Here is a 16,743-nt window from a genome sequence, read left to right as displayed (position 1 = left end):
ACCTTCCTCTTCAAAGGTACACTATTACCCTGCGTACCCTTGTACTTTCTTCATGTTATTTAAAAGCTCTTGCAGTACGGCTTCATTTGATTCAATAAACATCATTTCTTTGTCTGATGGATCTGTTTGAATCCAAACAGAACTATCTCCTATGCGGAAAATCCCTTCACCTTTCCCTGGATTATTGAGAATAATGTCAAGCTCACCAGCAGTTAAGTTAAAGTTCTCTTGAATTTTTTTCTTATCAATCTTATTTTGCTCTAAGAAGAAATAAGAGAAAGTAGATTGTAAGATACCACGTGCTTTTACATTTTCTAAAATACGAACAAAGTCCTGACTTGCCCAACACATACCGGCATTTCTTTTACGTGAACGACGTGCTACTTTTTCTAAGAAGTTAACAGTTTGTTCATAGTCGATAAACTGCCACATCTCATCCACATATAACACTTTTCGTTTGATAGCGTGTTCTGGACTCTTAATCCAATGCTCCCAGATATAGTTCAGGATAACGTGGAAAGCGATTGGCTTTAAAAATCCTTCTTCTAAATGACTAATATTAAAGTTAACAACACGTGATTCGTTTAATTGTGTTTCCACACCACGGCCAAAATGACTTTGTCCATCAAATAATGGTTTTGAACCATCACGTAAGAACGGACGAATTGCGGCAATTAACTCTTCTGCTTTCACATCATCTCCATGGTTTTCTACAATTACATCGTAAATTTCTTTTAACTCTGGCTCTGGCTTTCTCACTTGAGACTGAATTAATTGTCCATCTACCTTCTTCACTTCATCGGTATATAAAGATGAAGGGTGAGAAGTAATACCATGTCCCTCAAACACTTCACGAATCGCATCTTCTAGCATCGTGCGTTGGAATACATTTAATCCAGGTTGATCAAAGTCTTGCCCGCGAATAATAATGTCAAAGAATCCTAGTATTTCATTGATTTTCTCTAAAATTGGTACAAATCTTACATACTTCACGCCATCACGTTCTACGAGTTCTTTCTTATCGTATTGTTCAAGTGCTTCTAGTTCTTCATCTTTATCTGTAATTTGAAGTTCTGTTACTGCAATTGCACAAGGATTAATAATGATATTACTTTCAGGTGAAATATTTAAGTTAATGCCACCTAGTCGTTTGGTGATTTTTACGAATTCTCCCTCTGGATCTATGATCATCGCATGTGTATCTGCAAGTGATGTTTCACGAGCTAGCTTCATTTTTAAAAGTAAACTTTTACCGGAACCTGAAATCCCTGTCACACCAATGTTATAGTTTGGTGGACGATAATCTGCGTTACCAAATGAATTTAAAAATTCTACTTGTCCAGTAATTTTGTTCTTTCCTATTGGTATACCACCGTTAAATCTTCCGGATCCTGATACAAAGGGGGCAAATGTACATAAAGCACGTCTATCGATATTTCGGTATGTATCTTGCAGAGTATTTGGTGCACCTAGTGGCATAACCGCTTTCAAGCCACTCTTCACACGATTCCAAGTACTCGCTATTTTAAAGTGAGAGGCTTGCATTTCATCTTCGATATACTCACATAAAACATCTAATTCTTTCTTTGAATCAGCATACGCAACCGCCATCGTACTTACCATATAGGAGTCATTTTCATTAAATTGAATTTCATCCATTAGATTGTTTGTATCCTGAATTTTTGCATCTAAGTCTTTTTCCTGGTCAATATTTCCGCGTGTACGTTGGAAGGAAAGGTTCGAACGTAACATTGTTAGCTGCATATCTAACGATCGCATCGCTTTTGCTTTTGGCTCTTTATGAATATCAATCATGACATCAACCTCTCCAGCTGAAGTTAACATGTTCAGCCAATTGGTCTGCATCATACGAGGGTATCCATCACGTGGAATATAAAATGGACGGAAGAAAGTATTACTTCCTAAAGACTGCTTAATTACCCCATAGTCTTCTGCATCAATTTTCATTCCTTCTGGGGCAATGACATCAAACACAGTTGTTTGATTGTCTAATTGAGGTGGAACTTCTTCTTGTTCGTGCTCTTCCTCTTCTAGTTCCAATTCATCATTCTTTTCAGCTTCTAATTTCTTTTTTTCTTTTTTCTTCTTTCCAAACAATTTCATACTTATGCCACCCCATTATTTGATTTTTCAGCTTTTTCTCCCGCTAGAACTTTCTTCATTAACTCTAGTTTTCTCTCATTTGTTTCACTTGTTGAATACAGAGAGAAGTTCTCATTTTCAATTAAATCTTGGAAACGTGCTTTCACCGCTTTACGACGGTTAAACGCTACGTATAAGAGTTCTATTAATTTATCTTTCGTTAACATTTCTACACTAATTTTTGCTTTCGATAGTAGATTTCGGGAAGCATTATAGCGACGATATAATTCGTTAAACGCTTTATCTACAATTTTTTCTTCCAATTCTTCCTCTGTATCAGCTGTAATCGTACTAATATCAACTTTGTATGGATAAATTAAATATCGCTTTTGTTCATATCGTGGCTGCGAACGTTGCCAATACTCTAAGTTGTCGATAACTTCTTGCCCATAAAGTACTGTCTCTGGTGTAAGGTCCTTCGCACCTTTCATTGTTTCTGTCATTTTTCGTACAGGATCTGTTAAATCTACAAACTTACTTTGGATATATACCTTCGTATTAAATTCTAATGTGGTTAACCATGATTCAATCTTGATATCAATCGCTTCTTGTTCCGCATTTGAAAGTAGGTAATAGTTTACTGGGTGTGCCTCCGCGATTAGGACAAACGTGTCATCATGATAACGAATCATATGATTTTCAACTTCCTTAATGTCTTCTACAAAAGCACTAAAGAAATCCACATTATCCTCATCAATTTCCTCTGTAGCAGGCGTATTCTTTTTATTTTTCTTTCCATTTTTTTCAGCAGTACGTTTCTCTACACCGCCCTGACTTTTCCCCTTTTTCTTAATATTAAATAGCGGTTTTCCATTCATTTTCCTATAAAAGAAAAATCCTACAATGGCTACCACCGCAAAATATATCATTTCTAACATCTATAAATTCTCCTTTACCCATGTAATTGGCTCGTACCCTTTTCTCCAATTTCCTTTTTCAGAATGGCTACGCATTTTGATAAGTAAAAATTTATCTAAATACATGTGTTGTTTTTCTTTATAAATAAAAGCAAACGTTATTACAACTACTACTGTTGGTATTGCTAAAATTAAGCAAATAAAAAAAGCTACAGCCGCATTAAAAGGCGCAAATAGCCGCCATAAAAATGGTACATATAAATAAAGGGATGCTCCGCCACCCAATAGATAAATCAATTGGCGTTTGCTCAGCACACCTAATAGTGTTTTTTGTTCCGAAGTCATATCAACAGGAACAGTTACTTTTCTCATTTTGTTTCCTCCCTTGTATAAGAGAAGCTCTCCCCAAATAGAGGAGAGCTTTTACAAACTCTTATGTTAAATTTTTGTAACCCAAGAAGCGATGTCGTATGCTTTGATCATGACAAAGCCTCCAATTGCCGCACAAGCTAAACCAATCATGGCTTGTGTACGGTTTTCAGGGTTTTTACCTTGTGCACCAGATAGTTTAATAGCCGCAAATACAACGCAAGCTGCTACCCAAATTCCTCCAAAACCAATTAGTGTTGTTACAAGGGTATTCATGCTTTTTTGTACAGTGGTAGCATCTGCACCAGTGGTGTGCCCAGTAAGCCCCCCCTCAAAACTAGTTTTTGCCAGCAGAAAATCTCCTACTGATGTTGTCATAAGTTTTGCAGACAACCAATTCAACATAATTCCTGCACCTCCGGGTGTTTTTGCTCGCAAAACGCAAAAAGACCCCAATATACGCACACGTCCCCTAAGGACATGGCGCATATTGAGGTCTTCTCTTATATGCGAACTGATTAATTTTTTATTTTATTGTTAAATCATATTACATTTATATTATAGCAATACGATTTCTAAAATACAACCCCTTATTTCTTCTTATTATCTTTTTTTGGATCGTACCATACCATTTGAATTTGAAATATGTCACTGTCCTTAAGACCTAAAACTTGCATTTCTTCTTTCAATGAGCGCCATGATTCTATTTTTATCGATTTTGTACTTTTGTCTCTAAGTGTATAAACATGTACATAATATGCTTCTTTTTTCTTTTGCATAATAACCTCCATTTTACAGAAGTATAACTAATTGTATATCTATATAAAAATTACATAATTAATAATTACATTGCTGGGTAATATACCTTAATCAGTCTGCTATTCCTTTATAATATACCATTACCAATTTTCAGGAATTAACAAACCATTCTAACACATATACAAAATTAAAATGAAAGATAGCCCCACACTCCCCTCCCAAATTGTATAATAAAATTATCAGCATTAATAAATTCTAAGCGTCTTAAAATAATAATTATGATTGATTTTGCTACTCCTTTTCCGGAAAAATACATTATATAGGGGATTTAAGATGAAAGATAAAAGAAGAGATTATCATTTTAAAAATAATACGCTTAAACTAGTACCTTTAGATGAAAACGAAGAATTTTCAAGAGAAAATTGGATTCAAAAAAATCGCGATATTAGTAATTGGTTAGAAATATCTATTCCAGATGTTTCTCTTATAGAATTTATTGGATGCGGTGCAAATGGCATTGTATTAAAGGCCAAAGAGAGTATTACTGGAAGAATATGCGCTCTAAAAATATGGCTACCAAATACAAATTCTAGACATTACAGCGTATATTTTAATAAATATCAAGAAGAGATTACTAAGATAGCTAGATTAGATATGCCCTCTATTGTAACAATCTATAAAGCTGGCATAACCGATTCGGGTTATTGTTATTCAACAATGGAATGGGTAGAAGGTATAACATTAAAAGACTTCTTAGCAGATAATACAAACCTAAGAGATGAGCTAAGATATAAAATTTTGAATGACATTTTACTAACTATTAATGAGTGTCATAAAATTAATGTTTTGCATGGTGACTTACATGACGAGAATATCCTATTAGAACCACTTGATTCACACAAAGGTAATTACAAAGTGAAAATTTTAGATTTTGGGACAAGTTTATTAAATAGACATAAATCTGTTCCCTATAGTAAGCAACGTGAATCCGCTCTATTATTACAAACTGTATTAAAATTACTTCCTGTAGAAGAAAAATACAACCTATTAAACTTCAAATTTTATAGTTTTCTTAACCAAAGTAGAGTAGCTATTAAACATAATGATGATGTTAGAAACGTGGAACCAATTATAGTTAGTTCAGCATTATTACAATTATGTGAAGTCTATGCTTTGGTAGAAATGAATTATTTTAATGATACAGTATTTATTGATATGCTAACTCATTTATTATCTTCTACTCAATTAAACGCTAATAAAGTATGGGAATATATCTACATTAAAGGGACTGAGTCAGAATTAAATATAAAACACCTTTTAAATATTTTATCAGAAAGAATGGGTAGTTTTATATTCGAACCACATTTTCGCCACGTTGATTTACAACAACTCGAGTTAACTTTTAGTATATATGAGCTATCAAAAAATACTAGTAATTTACAGAAATATGAGGATTTTAATTTAGATGATTTTGATATAAATAATTTTGATTATAAAAAAGTTCTTAATTTAAAATCCATAGAAGACGTAATAGAATTTCTAACTTTTGCTAAGCATAATTCATATGAAGATGAATACATAAATTTTTTAACCGAATTATATGAATCATTAAGTGATAAATATGCCAAGGAGTATGAACCTACTAATGGGTATAAAAGAGATCTTGATTTAATATTTAAACTAAATGAATTAAGATTAATAAGAAACTCTTCTATAGAAGAAATATTAGATTGGGAAGAAGTATGATAGTTAGTAACAGTAAAATTATTATCTTCATCTACTAATAGTATTATAAGTAAAAAACAGATAATTACGATATAAACGTAATTATCTGTTTTTATTTCATTAGTTATTTACTTTTTATAATCACAGTAACCTCTTCAACACTTAATTCAGCAGCTTCTGCAACCTTCTCTATAGGTACACCTACTTTCATCATATTTCGAATTAGTTGTATTTTGGCTTCTTTTGCAGCTTTTTCTTCTGCTGTTTCTATTTCAGATATTCTATCTTTTATTTCTTTTTCTCTAGCCCAATATAAGCGTAAAAAATCCTTATCGCTACTTAAACGCTCCCAATCCTCCATCGCTTTTTTCAAAACTGGATCTTTTTCCATTGCTATCGCCTCCAGGATTGTTGTTAATCTCTCATCCTCATGCGCAGGAAATAATAGTAACCAACGAGCTAAAGAATCTTCCCACGGATCCATTCGTTCTCCTTTCCATTCTTGAATCACTTTTGGAATTTCAAGAAAATGCAACTGCATATTTTCGGTAATGATACGTTTTGATTTTTTGTTCATTACTGTATTAACATTATGAAACTCTTTCTCTTCTGGAAACAAAATGAAGTCTACTATATTAATACAAATGGATGGTCTTAATTCCGTGTATTTCATCCCTTGAGTCATTTGGGAATAATACATACCTGACCAATAGAACAAAGATCGCTCTATCATATCTTTTTTGTCTCGAACTTGAATCTCTATATTAATTTTTATACCACTATTTAACGTAGCTCGCAAATCTAAAATAGACAATTTATCATCCTTCTGCTCTCTTGGAAGATGCGGATCATCTAAGTGCAAAGATGTAATTTCTTCATTAATAGATGATTGTAGTACCGCGTTAAGAAACCCAATTAATATATCTTCATTTCCCTCTACTCCAAACAAACGCTTAAAAGCATAATCAACTCGCAAATTTACTAGATTCTTTTTTACATATACACTCATGTTCTCCCTCTACCTTTCTCGTTTTAAAATTGTATTTAAGATCATAAAAAAAAAGATAGAATTACAATTCTATCTTTTTCTTCTCTATTCACCTCACCAAATATAGCTACTAGTTACTTAATATATAAGAAATATCCTCTTCACACATATTTGTCGCATTTGCAATGGTCGTGATAGAAACTCCTTCATTGTAAAATCGTTGAATGAGTTCCAGCCTTTCTTGTTCCCTAGCTTTATTATCTACGTCCATTAATTGTTGCATAATATCCATATACTTAATACACACCTTTCTTTTATATAAAATCCCCTAACTAAAATGTTACGATATATTATATTGTGCGGAAAACTGGCTTGAAAGAAGCTTGCATCGCATCATCCAAACCTTTCCCTTGTGCTGGGTTCCATGCTGCAATAATTACGTTATAGCCCTCTTTCTTTAACTCTGTCGCAAAAGCAATTAAGGCAGCTCTTACTTTTTCATTCTCTACTAAGTCAGCATCAAATGCTAAATATACATTTTCTACGCCCATATCTTTTAATACTGGCATAACGATTCTCCATGCATTTACACCTGGAATTGCAAGAACTGTCGTCCCTACTTTAGCTATTTCTTCTTTATTTAGTCTTTGAGGAAGTAAATCGGCAATCAAATCCGCCTTCATTGGCCCTTCTGTAATCATAACTGAATTTGTTTTGTGCAGCGTACCAGACTTCCAATGTTTCAAATGTGAGCTTGGTACCGCTACATGTACAGGAAGTGGATTTTCACTACCTCCCGCACCAGTTCCTTCATTTTTGTTTGCTGAAGAGATCCATAAGTATTTTTGACCTTTATGTACCTTTACAACAACTTTTTCCCCACCGATTAATAACTCTTTATTTTTCCCTATTTCTAGTTTTCCTTCATAGATACAATCACCGTTTTTCGTTATTTTCACAACATTAGGCTGTTGTACTAGTTCGGCTTGTATACCTGTAGGTCCAGATTTCACATGAACAGAGTTCTTTACTTCATCTACACGTACTTGCCAACCAACAATTTGATTATATTGGTTTCGGAATGGAATCATAATTCCTGGAAAACCTGCCATTAAACGAAGAGAAAGTTGTCCTTTCTTCATTTCATAAAATCCAGGTATTCCCTTCCAACAATCTTTTTTGCCAATTTGTTTAAATAACTTTTCCCAAATAGTTGTGTACGTATTATCATCTTCCAACACAATTTGTTGCTTTAAAAAAGAACGATATTGACGTATCTGTACTTCTTCAGTCATTTTTCTATCTTGCAGTAAATGTATATGGTGCTTCTCCTCTAACGGTAAAAATCCGATTAAATTACGATTAAATACATCTAATTCTTCGTTACTACGCTTACTATGTCCCTTTACCACATCTACATCTGGTAATTGGTATTGCTTCTTACCATTTAGATAATGGATATAACTTGGATTACTTGAATTTTTACCGTATACCCATTTACTTTCCACACGGGTACATGCTACCTTCTCTTGCGAAACATGAAGCATGCAATTACCTGTATCATGACAAATCGGACACGTAACACGATAAAATTCCCACCAGCTACCTCTTGGATAAGCACTTGTTAAACGAAATTGACCTTTTTGAATGTTATAATTCATTTTTCCCCACTCCTTGTATAGTGTTTATTATATATGGAACAGATACTTCCATTAAACTCTTTATACTTCTATTTAGATATTCTCTTTGTTCTCCTAACGGATATACAAAAGAATATGTATCACAAACTAAATAATCGTTTCTATGTTCTTGATCTAGCAAAGCCGATTCTACATATGCTTCAAATGCTCTAGCAAACATCTCATGATTTGTAGACCAATACTTTTTGGTTCTCTTCTTATCTAACTTAATGGCTGTATCAAAGTATACAGACCCTTTCACTTGATAGGATATTTTAACGAGTTTTTCGCCTGTTTTTTTATAATGATGTGCAGCTAACATTTGTGCGGTTTTCTCGAATTCTTTTTCAATTTTACGCTCCATACGCGTTTTTGTAGCTCCTGATAAAGTATCAAGCTTCCTACACAAACTAGCATGATGTGATTCTAAAATATTTGAAAGATTTCCTTTAAACACATCATAACTATCGATAACACCACCATAGAAATACCACTTTCTACTGTAGGCATTTTCCACGTTGATTACTCTGGCCACTTTTCCTTGTTTACAAGCATCTAACACAGCTTGCATCTTTTCCTTGATAATAGCAGGCAAGATATTCCCAATACTCTTCCCACTTGATAAGAAAGCAAGACTACCATTTTGAAAATCATGACTACAATCATATAAGAAATGATCCAATGCATGTCCCCATTCATGACAAAATGCCCCGACTCCATTATCACGAGTTAAATTAATGACTTTGGTAGAAGGTTCATAATGTGCTAATACATTGCCACTTCCTCTCGCACCAATCGCAAGTCCTAAGCGTCCTCCTAACCCTATATACTCAGGTGGAATCCCTAATATACGAGCTAAATCATGCAATGCTTCAGATACATGCCCAATATGCTCTTTTGCATATTGTTCGATGCAATAATGACCAAATTGCATCCCCTTCAGCCCAAACTTAGCAACTACGTCTTCAGGTTTGGTAGCAATTTCTACTCCCGGCCCTTTTCGTTGCAGGGTATCCGGCAGTTTCCTACTCCAAGCAACTGCGAATTTCTTACGAGTCGTAACCTTTTTCGTAAGTAAATCATTCCATGTTAGTTCATGTGATACACGAAGGTACGTAGAATTAATACTTTTTGAATTTGTGCAAAGTGATATGAATTTCTTACCTAATATTAATAACTCCATACCATCTGCATCAACAAACTCATCAAAATATTCCTCTAACATTCTTCTAAATGTGAATGTTACATTCTTATTTTTTCTAAATGCAGACCAACCATTGTTCATTTCCATTCCATAAGAGACCACAAGATCTACCCATTGTTCTGAGGTATGTACTGACTGTATATCATGCCATATTCTTCTACATGCTTGAACATATAGTTTTCTTGCAGTCGGTGTATCTACAATTGGCTTCTTATTAATTCTGCCCACTAGCAGTTGCTTTAACTTTGCAACACGTGGCGGGACATCATTTTCTTTTTCATGCTCAAAAGAGAATGGAATTAATGAGTTTCGATCCAATGCATTTAGCGCCTCTACTGGAGATTCTTTTTCAATTTCAGCTAAAACTTCTAAAGAAAATGATACTAAAAATGATTCTTTTAAAGCTCGTATCTCTTTCTTTGCTCCCACTAATTTCTCACCTACATCATAACTGTATCGATTGCGAACTTGTTTATCTGTTCTCACATCCTGTACCATTATGTCTTCTCCTACCTCTAAACCAAAAAGTTCAAATAAATTCATACTAAAATCCTCCTGAATAAAATAAAAGACAGAAATTCATAGTCATTTTTCACTACAGATTTCTGTCATTCCCTCTGTCTGTAGACTTCCATATAGTTATGTAAATCACTCATTACGATACACTCATACCTGTTAAAGAGAATAGATCCTCTTTTGTCGGATTTAGTGCTTGTAACCAGCTATCTACCTCCAGAAAGTTTACCTTTTTTAATTGTTCGCCTTTTTCCGCACGCCTAACTACCTCTAAACCTCCATGCTGATGCACAATCATTACAAGATCATCTTTCTTGAAAATACAATCTACATCTGCAGAGTTTATGTGGTGGTTACGTAGAATTGGTTTCCATTTCTTAAGTGAATAACCTTCTACATCTAAAAAACCACGGATAGCAGTAAAGCGAAAACTGGTCCCTCTAAAACATCTTTCCAATAAAAAAAGGAAATCCCGTACACATCCATTAAAATGAACATGATACAAATAGATTTCCCCTGCTTGTTTTGCTGCTCGCTGTGACAAGTTTGATGGTTTAATGGAAAACTGATAACAATCTCGTTCCCAAAATGTTCCTTCTTTTGTAACTCTCATTCGTAATGCACGTAAACTTGGAATAAGTTCATCTGGATGTGCAGAACAAAATAAAGATACTTCATAACTGATAATTGTCGATAGGTAAGTCTTTGAAGTTATCTCCAACTTTTCCCCCGATCCGCACGGTACGTGCCACTTTCACGGCATACCGCGGTCCACCTATATTGTAGTTTTCTTTTCATCACAATAATGATAAGTTCTAAGCGAACAACGCCAGTTGTTCATGTTACATTTCCACTTCATTTTGTGATTAAATACAGATTCCCTCGCTTCCGACTAATTTCCGCAATTTATTGAGTTTTCCTAACTGTTTCTCGTTGAGTTTTAGTTCATTGAGTAGTTGGTTTATGGTTTCTATCTTAGTCGCGTGTATTAGTCTATGGACACTTGGCTTGATGATGGTTAGGTTCTTGTAGCTGTCATCCTTGGTTTCACTCCATAATCACTTATGGTGACAATGGATGTCCCAAGGCAAGAGTTTCTCACCTGTTACACTACATTTGCCTTTTTGTGCGACATAAAGAGAAATTCGATTGTCATTGTATTCTACGGTTGCCCGTTCATTTATAACTGGATTTTCTCTTAACCATTTCAGTTCCGCTTCGGTTATGTCTGCCAAGTTTTTATGTATCAGGGCTCGTCCTTCTGCGGTGTACTTGTTAATGGCTTGCTTTTTCATCATCGGGTTTTTGTGTTGAATATAGGAGATTGGTAGGATAGGACGTTTCATAAGATATCTCATCATTTTTGACTCTAGATATGGTTTAATACCTTTGTCTTTTCCTTTATATTCTCCTATATTCGTGTATCCATTTGTATTACGTTTACCTCTAGTTATTGACTTAGGGAATCTGTTATACATTATGCGGTCAAGATTCTGCCCCATTTTACTAAAATCTTGGGAGGCATGCGTTGCTATTTTATAATAGTTGTGCTTACCAATGACCATGCTGTTGTATATGCTGATTCTCTTAATTGTTTCATTAGAGTTTTGGGTTTTCTGTATTCTTCTCACTTGTTTTGCTAGTTCTTTTTTCGTTTTTTTCAGCGATTTTGGAGATACATGTGTTACCGTAATATATCGTGTGTTGCCGTCTTTCCTTTTGCCTTTCTTTACAGCTTTGAGTGTGAATCCTAAGAATTCGCTTTCTTGCTTTTTCAGATTGGTTACTTTGGATTTTTCGGATGAGATAGGCAATTTCAGTCGTTCTTCTAACCACATTCGACTTGCTTTGAAAATTTTCTCCGCATTGCTTCGCGTGTTTGTGAAGATTTTAAAATCATCTGCGTATCTTACAATATACATTGGCTTCATTTTAGAATTTAATGATAGACATGTTGTTACGTTATCATTGGTCAAAATTCCCTTTGAGTATCTCGGTTTTACTTTTTTAGCTTTGAAGGTTTCCCATTGCTTGCTTATCCACCAGTCAAATTCATCCAGGTTGACATTGGCAAGTAGAGGACTAAGAATACCACCTTGTGGGGTTCCTTTTGTCGGGAATATTGTTGTACCGTCAAGCATTTGTACTGGAGCTTTCAGTATCTTTCGGATAATGACTAGTAGTTGTTTGTCACGGATACCCAATGTCCATAATTGGCGCATGAGTTTAGTGTGATTTACTTCGTCAAAGAATCCTTTGATGTCTACATCTACCACATAGGTAAGTTTCTGTTGGTTTACCTTTTTAACGCTATCCGCTATGGCGTGTTCTGCACCTCTATTTGGTCGAAAACCATAACTTCGTGGGCAGAATTTCGCTTCGCAGATAGGTTCCAAAACTTGAAGAATGCATTGTTGGATAATCCTATCCCACATACTTGGTATTCCCAGAGGTCTGATTTTTCCGTTGGGTTTTGGTATTTCCCTGCGCCTTACTTTCTGCGGTTGGTAGTTTTGAAAGCGTCTTTTTACTTCGTTCAAGAAATAGCTTTGTTCCATCCTCTCAATATCCTTAATGTTTACATTGTCGCAGGCTGCTGTTTTACTCCCTTTGTTTCCTTTAATGTTACGAAACGCAAGAAGTATATTTTCATCTGATATAATGATAGGCATTAGATTTTTGAAAGAATTTTTCTTTGTTGCTCTTCGGTATAAGTCGTCTAGGACAGGCTGAATACCATAGTACTCGCTGTGTCTTAGTTTCTTATCCTTTAGAGTGGACTTAGTTCTATCATTCATGGTCTATCAGCTACTCTCATGTTGATTTGTGGTGACCTTTTGAGTCTTACCAGAATCCATGCAAGATTAGATGAAAGTTCAGTTCCTACAGAATAGGCTTGTGGCTGTTCCTCCAGTTTCATTACAAAACCTTCTCTGGTCGTGCCACTACTCTCACTGCTACTAAGGATAGTTCCCTCGCTTTTGCGTTTCCTATCCAACTTTATCCGCCGATAGAGTCGTAGACTCAACGTTAACAGCTTTCGACGTTCCGTTCAGACTATCATTGTTTTAAAGATCTTTCGATCTCCGATTTAGGTGCTTGCTTTACCCCGTGTCTAGCTCCGTTGCCTGTAACAACGTTAGGATAGTCATCTATGAAAAAACTCTTATCCATTAGACAAGCCATATTTTCAGGCTCCGAGTCATTTCTGACCCGTTTTATTTTCGAGGCGTACATTCGCAAGTTCGTCAGTGTTTACACATTCTCACCGTGTCGGTTGACAGCATACAGTACTTTATCAGTTCCATTTGGTTTATTACTCCGTATGGCTTTCGGTTACCCAATTAGGTACTACGGATAGTGACTGCATGTTTTACCCTGCTTCCAACATCACGCTATGCCTAGCGTATGCAGTCGGGAATATCACTGGGGTAGTTTTAGGACGTTACTCCATCATTCCTACCGCTCGTCTGAACAGTTATCCTGTTCTTTATTGTTTTGAGTGTTACTACAATTAAGAACAGTCCTCGTTGTCGCTTATACTTGCGTATTACTTACACGAGAACGTCTCGCACTTCATAAATAAATCCCCCTAAATAATAATTTTTGCCCAGTGTAATAATGGGTTCTAACAATCAAACAGACTTGAAAACAACATAAAAAGGGCTTCTTCAAGTCGATTAAAATGTGCATAGCAAAATAAGCTATATATACACTAATCGGCTCAAAGAAGCCCTTTCATAAATGAAACAAGACGCAGCTTGCTTCTACAACTCAACCACAACACAATAAGGTGTGGGAATAAACGGAATCAATTAAACAATAAATATAGTTATATATTAATAAATTTATTAAGTATTATCAAGTGTCGTTATATATCTCTAGTATTTAGCGGTATAATACAAATATATAAAGGAGGTGGAATATTTTGCCGATAGAGTATGATTCAAATAATCCTAGATTAATTCATTCAGTTGTATCTTTTATCGATGTATTAGGATTTTCTCAATTAGGAATGAAAGCGATTAATTCCGATGAAGGGGATGTATTTTTAAATCAGATACATACATCATTAAACAAAGCCCGACGTGCTATCACCAATCAATTATTACTCGCAAAAGTTAAAGTTTTTACTGACAACGTTGTAATTGGATGGCCTATTTATGGGGATGGAGAAGGAGAATTAGGAACCACTTTCCTTAACCTAGCAGAATATCAATTTTCACTAGTATTCGATGGCTTCTTTATTCGGGGTGGAGTAAGTGTTGGTCCTCATTTTATGGATGAAGAAACTGTTTTCGGTCCTGAATTGATTACAGCATATACGCTAGAATCTCAAGTAGCTGTTTATCCTAGAATTATCCTAAGTAAAACAAGTAAAGATAAAGTTTGTGAATATATAAATTATTCTCCTCGACCTGATAATCCTTTTAATTCTGTATTACTTGAGGATATGGATGGAGAATGGTTTGTAAATTACTTAAACGTTTTATTTACTTGGTACGAGGACGACGCTTCTAGCAATGATTACACACCGTTCTTCCCTCACTTAGAGGAACACCGCAATAGAATTGAAAGTGAATTACATACCTATGCAAATAATCATAAATTGCTTAAAAAATATGCCTGGATAGCAAACTATCATAATTATTTCTGTGATGAATTTTTACCTGGAGTAGCTAATCACCTTAAAATCAATTCAACCATTAAAATGTCACCACCAAGAAGAATAATAACTACATAAATCAGAAAAGCATTTTTACTAAGTATAAGTAAGAATGCTTTTATATATCTACCATACCATTTTCAACAATTTAGCATTTCAAATATTTTATAGTTATATTGCGCATATTCTTTTTCATTTTCTTGAAATTATGTATAATTAAAGTATCCTACACGAGATATTGAGTCATATCTCATCGTCATTTTAAAAGACCTCCATTTTATATGGAGGTCTTTTTTTGGGGGATAAATAACTAATAATTTTACATGGCAGGAAATTCCCCCAACACATTCTCTATTAATATCCACCCATCTTAATTACTAACATCGTCATAAACATACTAAACATGAGGCTTTTTAAGTACTTATTTTCATCTTTTGCTACAAAAAGAGCTAAACAGCAGGATAAAGCCCATCCTAACCAAAATAGCATTCCTAAAATCATTGGTAAATCAGTCAATTAAATCTACTCCTTCGAATGTTTTATCTATTACACTGTTTAATATATTCATTTTGCCTTCATATTTTAAGACCAAAATAAAAAAGACAGAAGTTTTTCTGTCTTTTTTATTTATCTTAAAGTAATCCATTCATAACTTGCCCACTCTTTTGGTTTTTTATCGTACTTAATACGACCAGTCGTACAGAATGAAGCAATCATCCATTGTATACTGTTCATCTTGGCATATGGATCAATACAATCCTCTATTTTTTTTAATTGATAGCCTGTACTATTTTTTTGCCAAATTGTATATAAACGAAAATGGGTTGTCGTAACAAGTCTAGCTTTTGTTGTAACTTGCCATTTTGTAATTCTCGTTAAATCTTCTTTTACCTTTCTTTCGTACTCTTGTTTTACTACTTTGTAACTCTTCTCTTTATTAATTAATCCATTAGAGAATTCAAAAGGCATTTGATGCACCTCATACACTGTTCCTTCTTCATCTCCTAAGATATTCGATTCCACTAGAAATATATTTTTTAGTTTTAACTGTTCCGTTAATTCTTTTCCGCTTTGATAAAATGGCTTTTTCATCTTCTGCAACAAGACTACCTGTACAATTAATCCGATAAGTAACGGATACGCTAGTACAAATACCATATTAATAAACATGTTCAAAATTATAACTCCTATAAGCGCAAATATTGTGAAGTAAATATATGTTTCTCTTTGATGAATGATTCTACTGTTCAAGCCAAAATACCTCCGTTTTGATATATAATGAAAGCAACATAAATAAGTGCTCCTAATAAAATAGAACACGCTCCTGGAAAGCTCTGTATTAGCTGTATTTCTTTCTTTGGTAATTTCACACCAAATATAGAGGCAGCATGCTCTAATTGGTCTTTAATAGCTCCTATAAACCCTAAAATCTTAATTAATCGATACACACTGGCAATCCAAAAGAATAGTAAATGGAAAGCTGTTAATGTAATAGCGGTAAGCATAGCCGATTCTTCTACTACATTGCTAACATATAAAGCTACCACCATAAGCATTTTTGTATCACCGGGTGAAGAAAATTTAAACGTCTCTAACAATAAACCACATACTAAGGCCATGACTAGTACAATCGCAATCTCCTTCCCTGTTCTTACTCCATTAAAATACGTGATTCCTATACCCAGAATTAAGAATAGTAGATGCCACATATTTTTCGTTTTTCTATACTTCAAATCAGTAAACACATTCAGGATCATATAACCTATTAGTATTCCTATTACATACATGCCCATATTTTTTCTCTCCTTATTTCATTC

General features: G+C 34.4%; 15 protein-coding genes and 1 pseudogene. 2 read left to right on the top strand and 14 right to left on the bottom strand.

Features of this window, described 5'->3' with window-relative positions; genetic code table 11:
• Positions 1 to 24: 24 nt before the first annotated feature.
• The 5 genes from KZZ19_RS30285 to KZZ19_RS30265 form a co-directional block, all read right to left on the bottom strand.
• The gene (locus tag KZZ19_RS30285; RefSeq protein ID WP_348638075.1) at positions 25 to 2,124 is read right to left on the bottom strand and encodes a VirB4 family type IV secretion system protein; all 2,100 of its coding nucleotides are present in this window, start codon (positions 2,122 to 2,124) and stop codon (positions 25 to 27) included.
• A 2-nt stretch (positions 2,125 to 2,126) separates the two neighbouring features.
• On the bottom strand, positions 2,127 to 3,041 hold the full coding sequence (locus KZZ19_RS30280) for a hypothetical protein (protein WP_237982903.1): 915 nt from the start codon (positions 3,039 to 3,041) through the stop codon (positions 2,127 to 2,129).
• Positions 3,042 to 3,392, bottom strand: a complete 351-nt coding sequence (locus KZZ19_RS30275; protein ID WP_348638074.1) for a PrgI family protein — start codon at positions 3,390 to 3,392, stop codon at positions 3,042 to 3,044.
• Positions 3,393 to 3,458: 66 nt separating this feature from the next.
• Positions 3,459 to 3,878 carry a hypothetical protein gene (locus tag KZZ19_RS30270; RefSeq protein WP_348638073.1) on the bottom strand — a complete coding sequence of 140 codons (420 nt, stop codon included), beginning with the start codon at positions 3,876 to 3,878 and terminating at the stop codon, positions 3,459 to 3,461.
• A 101-nt stretch (positions 3,879 to 3,979) separates the two neighbouring features.
• A complete protein-coding gene (locus tag KZZ19_RS30265) occupies positions 3,980 to 4,168 on the bottom strand; it encodes a hypothetical protein (RefSeq protein ID WP_237982723.1) in 189 nt (62 codons plus the stop codon).
• A gap of 313 nt (positions 4,169 to 4,481) precedes the next feature.
• On the opposite strand from KZZ19_RS30265, the gene KZZ19_RS30260 reads away from it, so the two are divergent.
• A complete protein-coding gene (locus KZZ19_RS30260; RefSeq protein WP_237982724.1) occupies positions 4,482 to 5,894 on the top strand; it encodes a protein kinase domain-containing protein in 1,413 nt (470 codons plus the stop codon).
• Between the two features lie 103 nt (positions 5,895 to 5,997).
• Here the strand turns inward: KZZ19_RS30260 and KZZ19_RS30255 are convergent, their stop codons facing one another.
• The 6 genes and pseudogenes from KZZ19_RS30255 to ltrA form a co-directional block, all read right to left on the bottom strand.
• Positions 5,998 to 6,882, bottom strand: coding sequence for an Rpn family recombination-promoting nuclease/putative transposase (locus KZZ19_RS30255; protein ID WP_237982725.1), 885 nt, complete (start codon positions 6,880 to 6,882; stop codon positions 5,998 to 6,000).
• 109 nt (positions 6,883 to 6,991) lie between these two features.
• Complete coding sequence (locus KZZ19_RS30250; RefSeq protein ID WP_237982726.1) at positions 6,992 to 7,153, bottom strand: hypothetical protein; 162 nt, start codon at positions 7,151 to 7,153, stop codon at positions 6,992 to 6,994.
• Positions 7,154 to 7,211: 58 nt separating this feature from the next.
• Positions 7,212 to 8,522 carry a DUF3854 domain-containing protein gene (locus KZZ19_RS30245; RefSeq protein WP_237982727.1) on the bottom strand — a complete coding sequence of 437 codons (1,311 nt, stop codon included), beginning with the start codon at positions 8,520 to 8,522 and terminating at the stop codon, positions 7,212 to 7,214.
• Positions 8,512 to 10,287, bottom strand: coding sequence for an LPD1 domain-containing protein (locus KZZ19_RS30240; protein WP_237982728.1), 1,776 nt, complete (start codon positions 10,285 to 10,287; stop codon positions 8,512 to 8,514). The genes KZZ19_RS30245 and KZZ19_RS30240 overlap by 11 nt, the downstream gene beginning before the upstream one ends.
• A 112-nt stretch (positions 10,288 to 10,399) precedes the next feature.
• Positions 10,400 to 10,975 carry a hypothetical protein gene (locus tag KZZ19_RS30235; protein ID WP_237982742.1) on the bottom strand — a complete coding sequence of 192 codons (576 nt, stop codon included), beginning with the start codon at positions 10,973 to 10,975 and terminating at the stop codon, positions 10,400 to 10,402.
• A gap of 151 nt (positions 10,976 to 11,126) precedes the next feature.
• Positions 11,127 to 13,058, bottom strand: a pseudogene (ltrA, locus tag KZZ19_RS30230) (group II intron reverse transcriptase/maturase).
• Positions 13,059 to 14,188: 1,130 nt separating this feature from the next.
• Between ltrA and KZZ19_RS30225 the strand changes: the two are divergent.
• Positions 14,189 to 15,004 carry a hypothetical protein gene (locus KZZ19_RS30225; RefSeq protein WP_237982729.1) on the top strand — a complete coding sequence of 272 codons (816 nt, stop codon included), beginning with the start codon at positions 14,189 to 14,191 and terminating at the stop codon, positions 15,002 to 15,004.
• A 276-nt stretch (positions 15,005 to 15,280) separates the two neighbouring features.
• Here the strand turns inward: KZZ19_RS30225 and KZZ19_RS30220 are convergent, their stop codons facing one another.
• From KZZ19_RS30220 to KZZ19_RS30210, 3 genes are all read right to left on the bottom strand, one after another.
• Positions 15,281 to 15,442 carry a hypothetical protein gene (locus tag KZZ19_RS30220; RefSeq protein WP_237982730.1) on the bottom strand — a complete coding sequence of 54 codons (162 nt, stop codon included), beginning with the start codon at positions 15,440 to 15,442 and terminating at the stop codon, positions 15,281 to 15,283.
• 111 nt (positions 15,443 to 15,553) lie between these two features.
• The gene (locus KZZ19_RS30215) at positions 15,554 to 16,177 is read right to left on the bottom strand and encodes a hypothetical protein (RefSeq protein ID WP_237982731.1); all 624 of its coding nucleotides are present in this window, start codon (positions 16,175 to 16,177) and stop codon (positions 15,554 to 15,556) included.
• A complete protein-coding gene (locus KZZ19_RS30210; protein ID WP_237982732.1) occupies positions 16,174 to 16,719 on the bottom strand; it encodes a hypothetical protein in 546 nt (181 codons plus the stop codon). Before KZZ19_RS30210 ends, KZZ19_RS30215 begins: the two co-directional genes overlap by 4 nt.
• Between the last annotated feature and the right edge of the window lie 24 nt (positions 16,720 to 16,743).

This window comes from Bacillus thuringiensis, from assembly GCF_022095615.2.
In the GTDB taxonomy this organism is placed as follows: Bacteria; Bacillota; Bacilli; order Bacillales; family Bacillaceae_G; genus Bacillus_A; species Bacillus_A cereus_AG.
The sequence above is the reverse complement of the archived record's forward strand: the minus strand, read 5'-3'. Positions and strand labels throughout refer to the sequence as shown.

Coding starts and splice junctions, on each gene's coding strand:
- KZZ19_RS30280 (WP_237982903.1), bottom strand. CDS start 3,041: ATGTTAGAAATGATATATTTTGCGGTGGTAGCCATTGTAGGATTTTTC.
- KZZ19_RS30240 (WP_237982728.1), bottom strand. CDS start 10,287: ATGAATTTATTTGAACTTTTTGGTTTAGAGGTAGGAGAAGACATAATG.
- KZZ19_RS30260 (WP_237982724.1), top strand. CDS start 4,482: ATGAAAGATAAAAGAAGAGATTATCATTTTAAAAATAATACGCTTAAA.
- KZZ19_RS30210 (WP_237982732.1), bottom strand. CDS start 16,719: ATGGGCATGTATGTAATAGGAATACTAATAGGTTATATGATCCTGAAT.
- KZZ19_RS30245 (WP_237982727.1), bottom strand. CDS start 8,522: ATGAATTATAACATTCAAAAAGGTCAATTTCGTTTAACAAGTGCTTAT.
- KZZ19_RS30270 (WP_348638073.1), bottom strand. CDS start 3,878: ATGCGCCATGTCCTTAGGGGACGTGTGCGTATATTGGGGTCTTTTTGC.
- KZZ19_RS30285 (WP_348638075.1), bottom strand. CDS start 2,124: ATGAAATTGTTTGGAAAGAAGAAAAAAGAAAAAAAGAAATTAGAAGCT.
- KZZ19_RS30255 (WP_237982725.1), bottom strand. CDS start 6,882: ATGAGTGTATATGTAAAAAAGAATCTAGTAAATTTGCGAGTTGATTAT.
- KZZ19_RS30275 (WP_348638074.1), bottom strand. CDS start 3,392: ATGAGAAAAGTAACTGTTCCTGTTGATATGACTTCGGAACAAAAAACA.
- KZZ19_RS30265 (WP_237982723.1), bottom strand. CDS start 4,168: ATGCAAAAGAAAAAAGAAGCATATTATGTACATGTTTATACACTTAGA.
- KZZ19_RS30250 (WP_237982726.1), bottom strand. CDS start 7,153: ATGGATATTATGCAACAATTAATGGACGTAGATAATAAAGCTAGGGAA.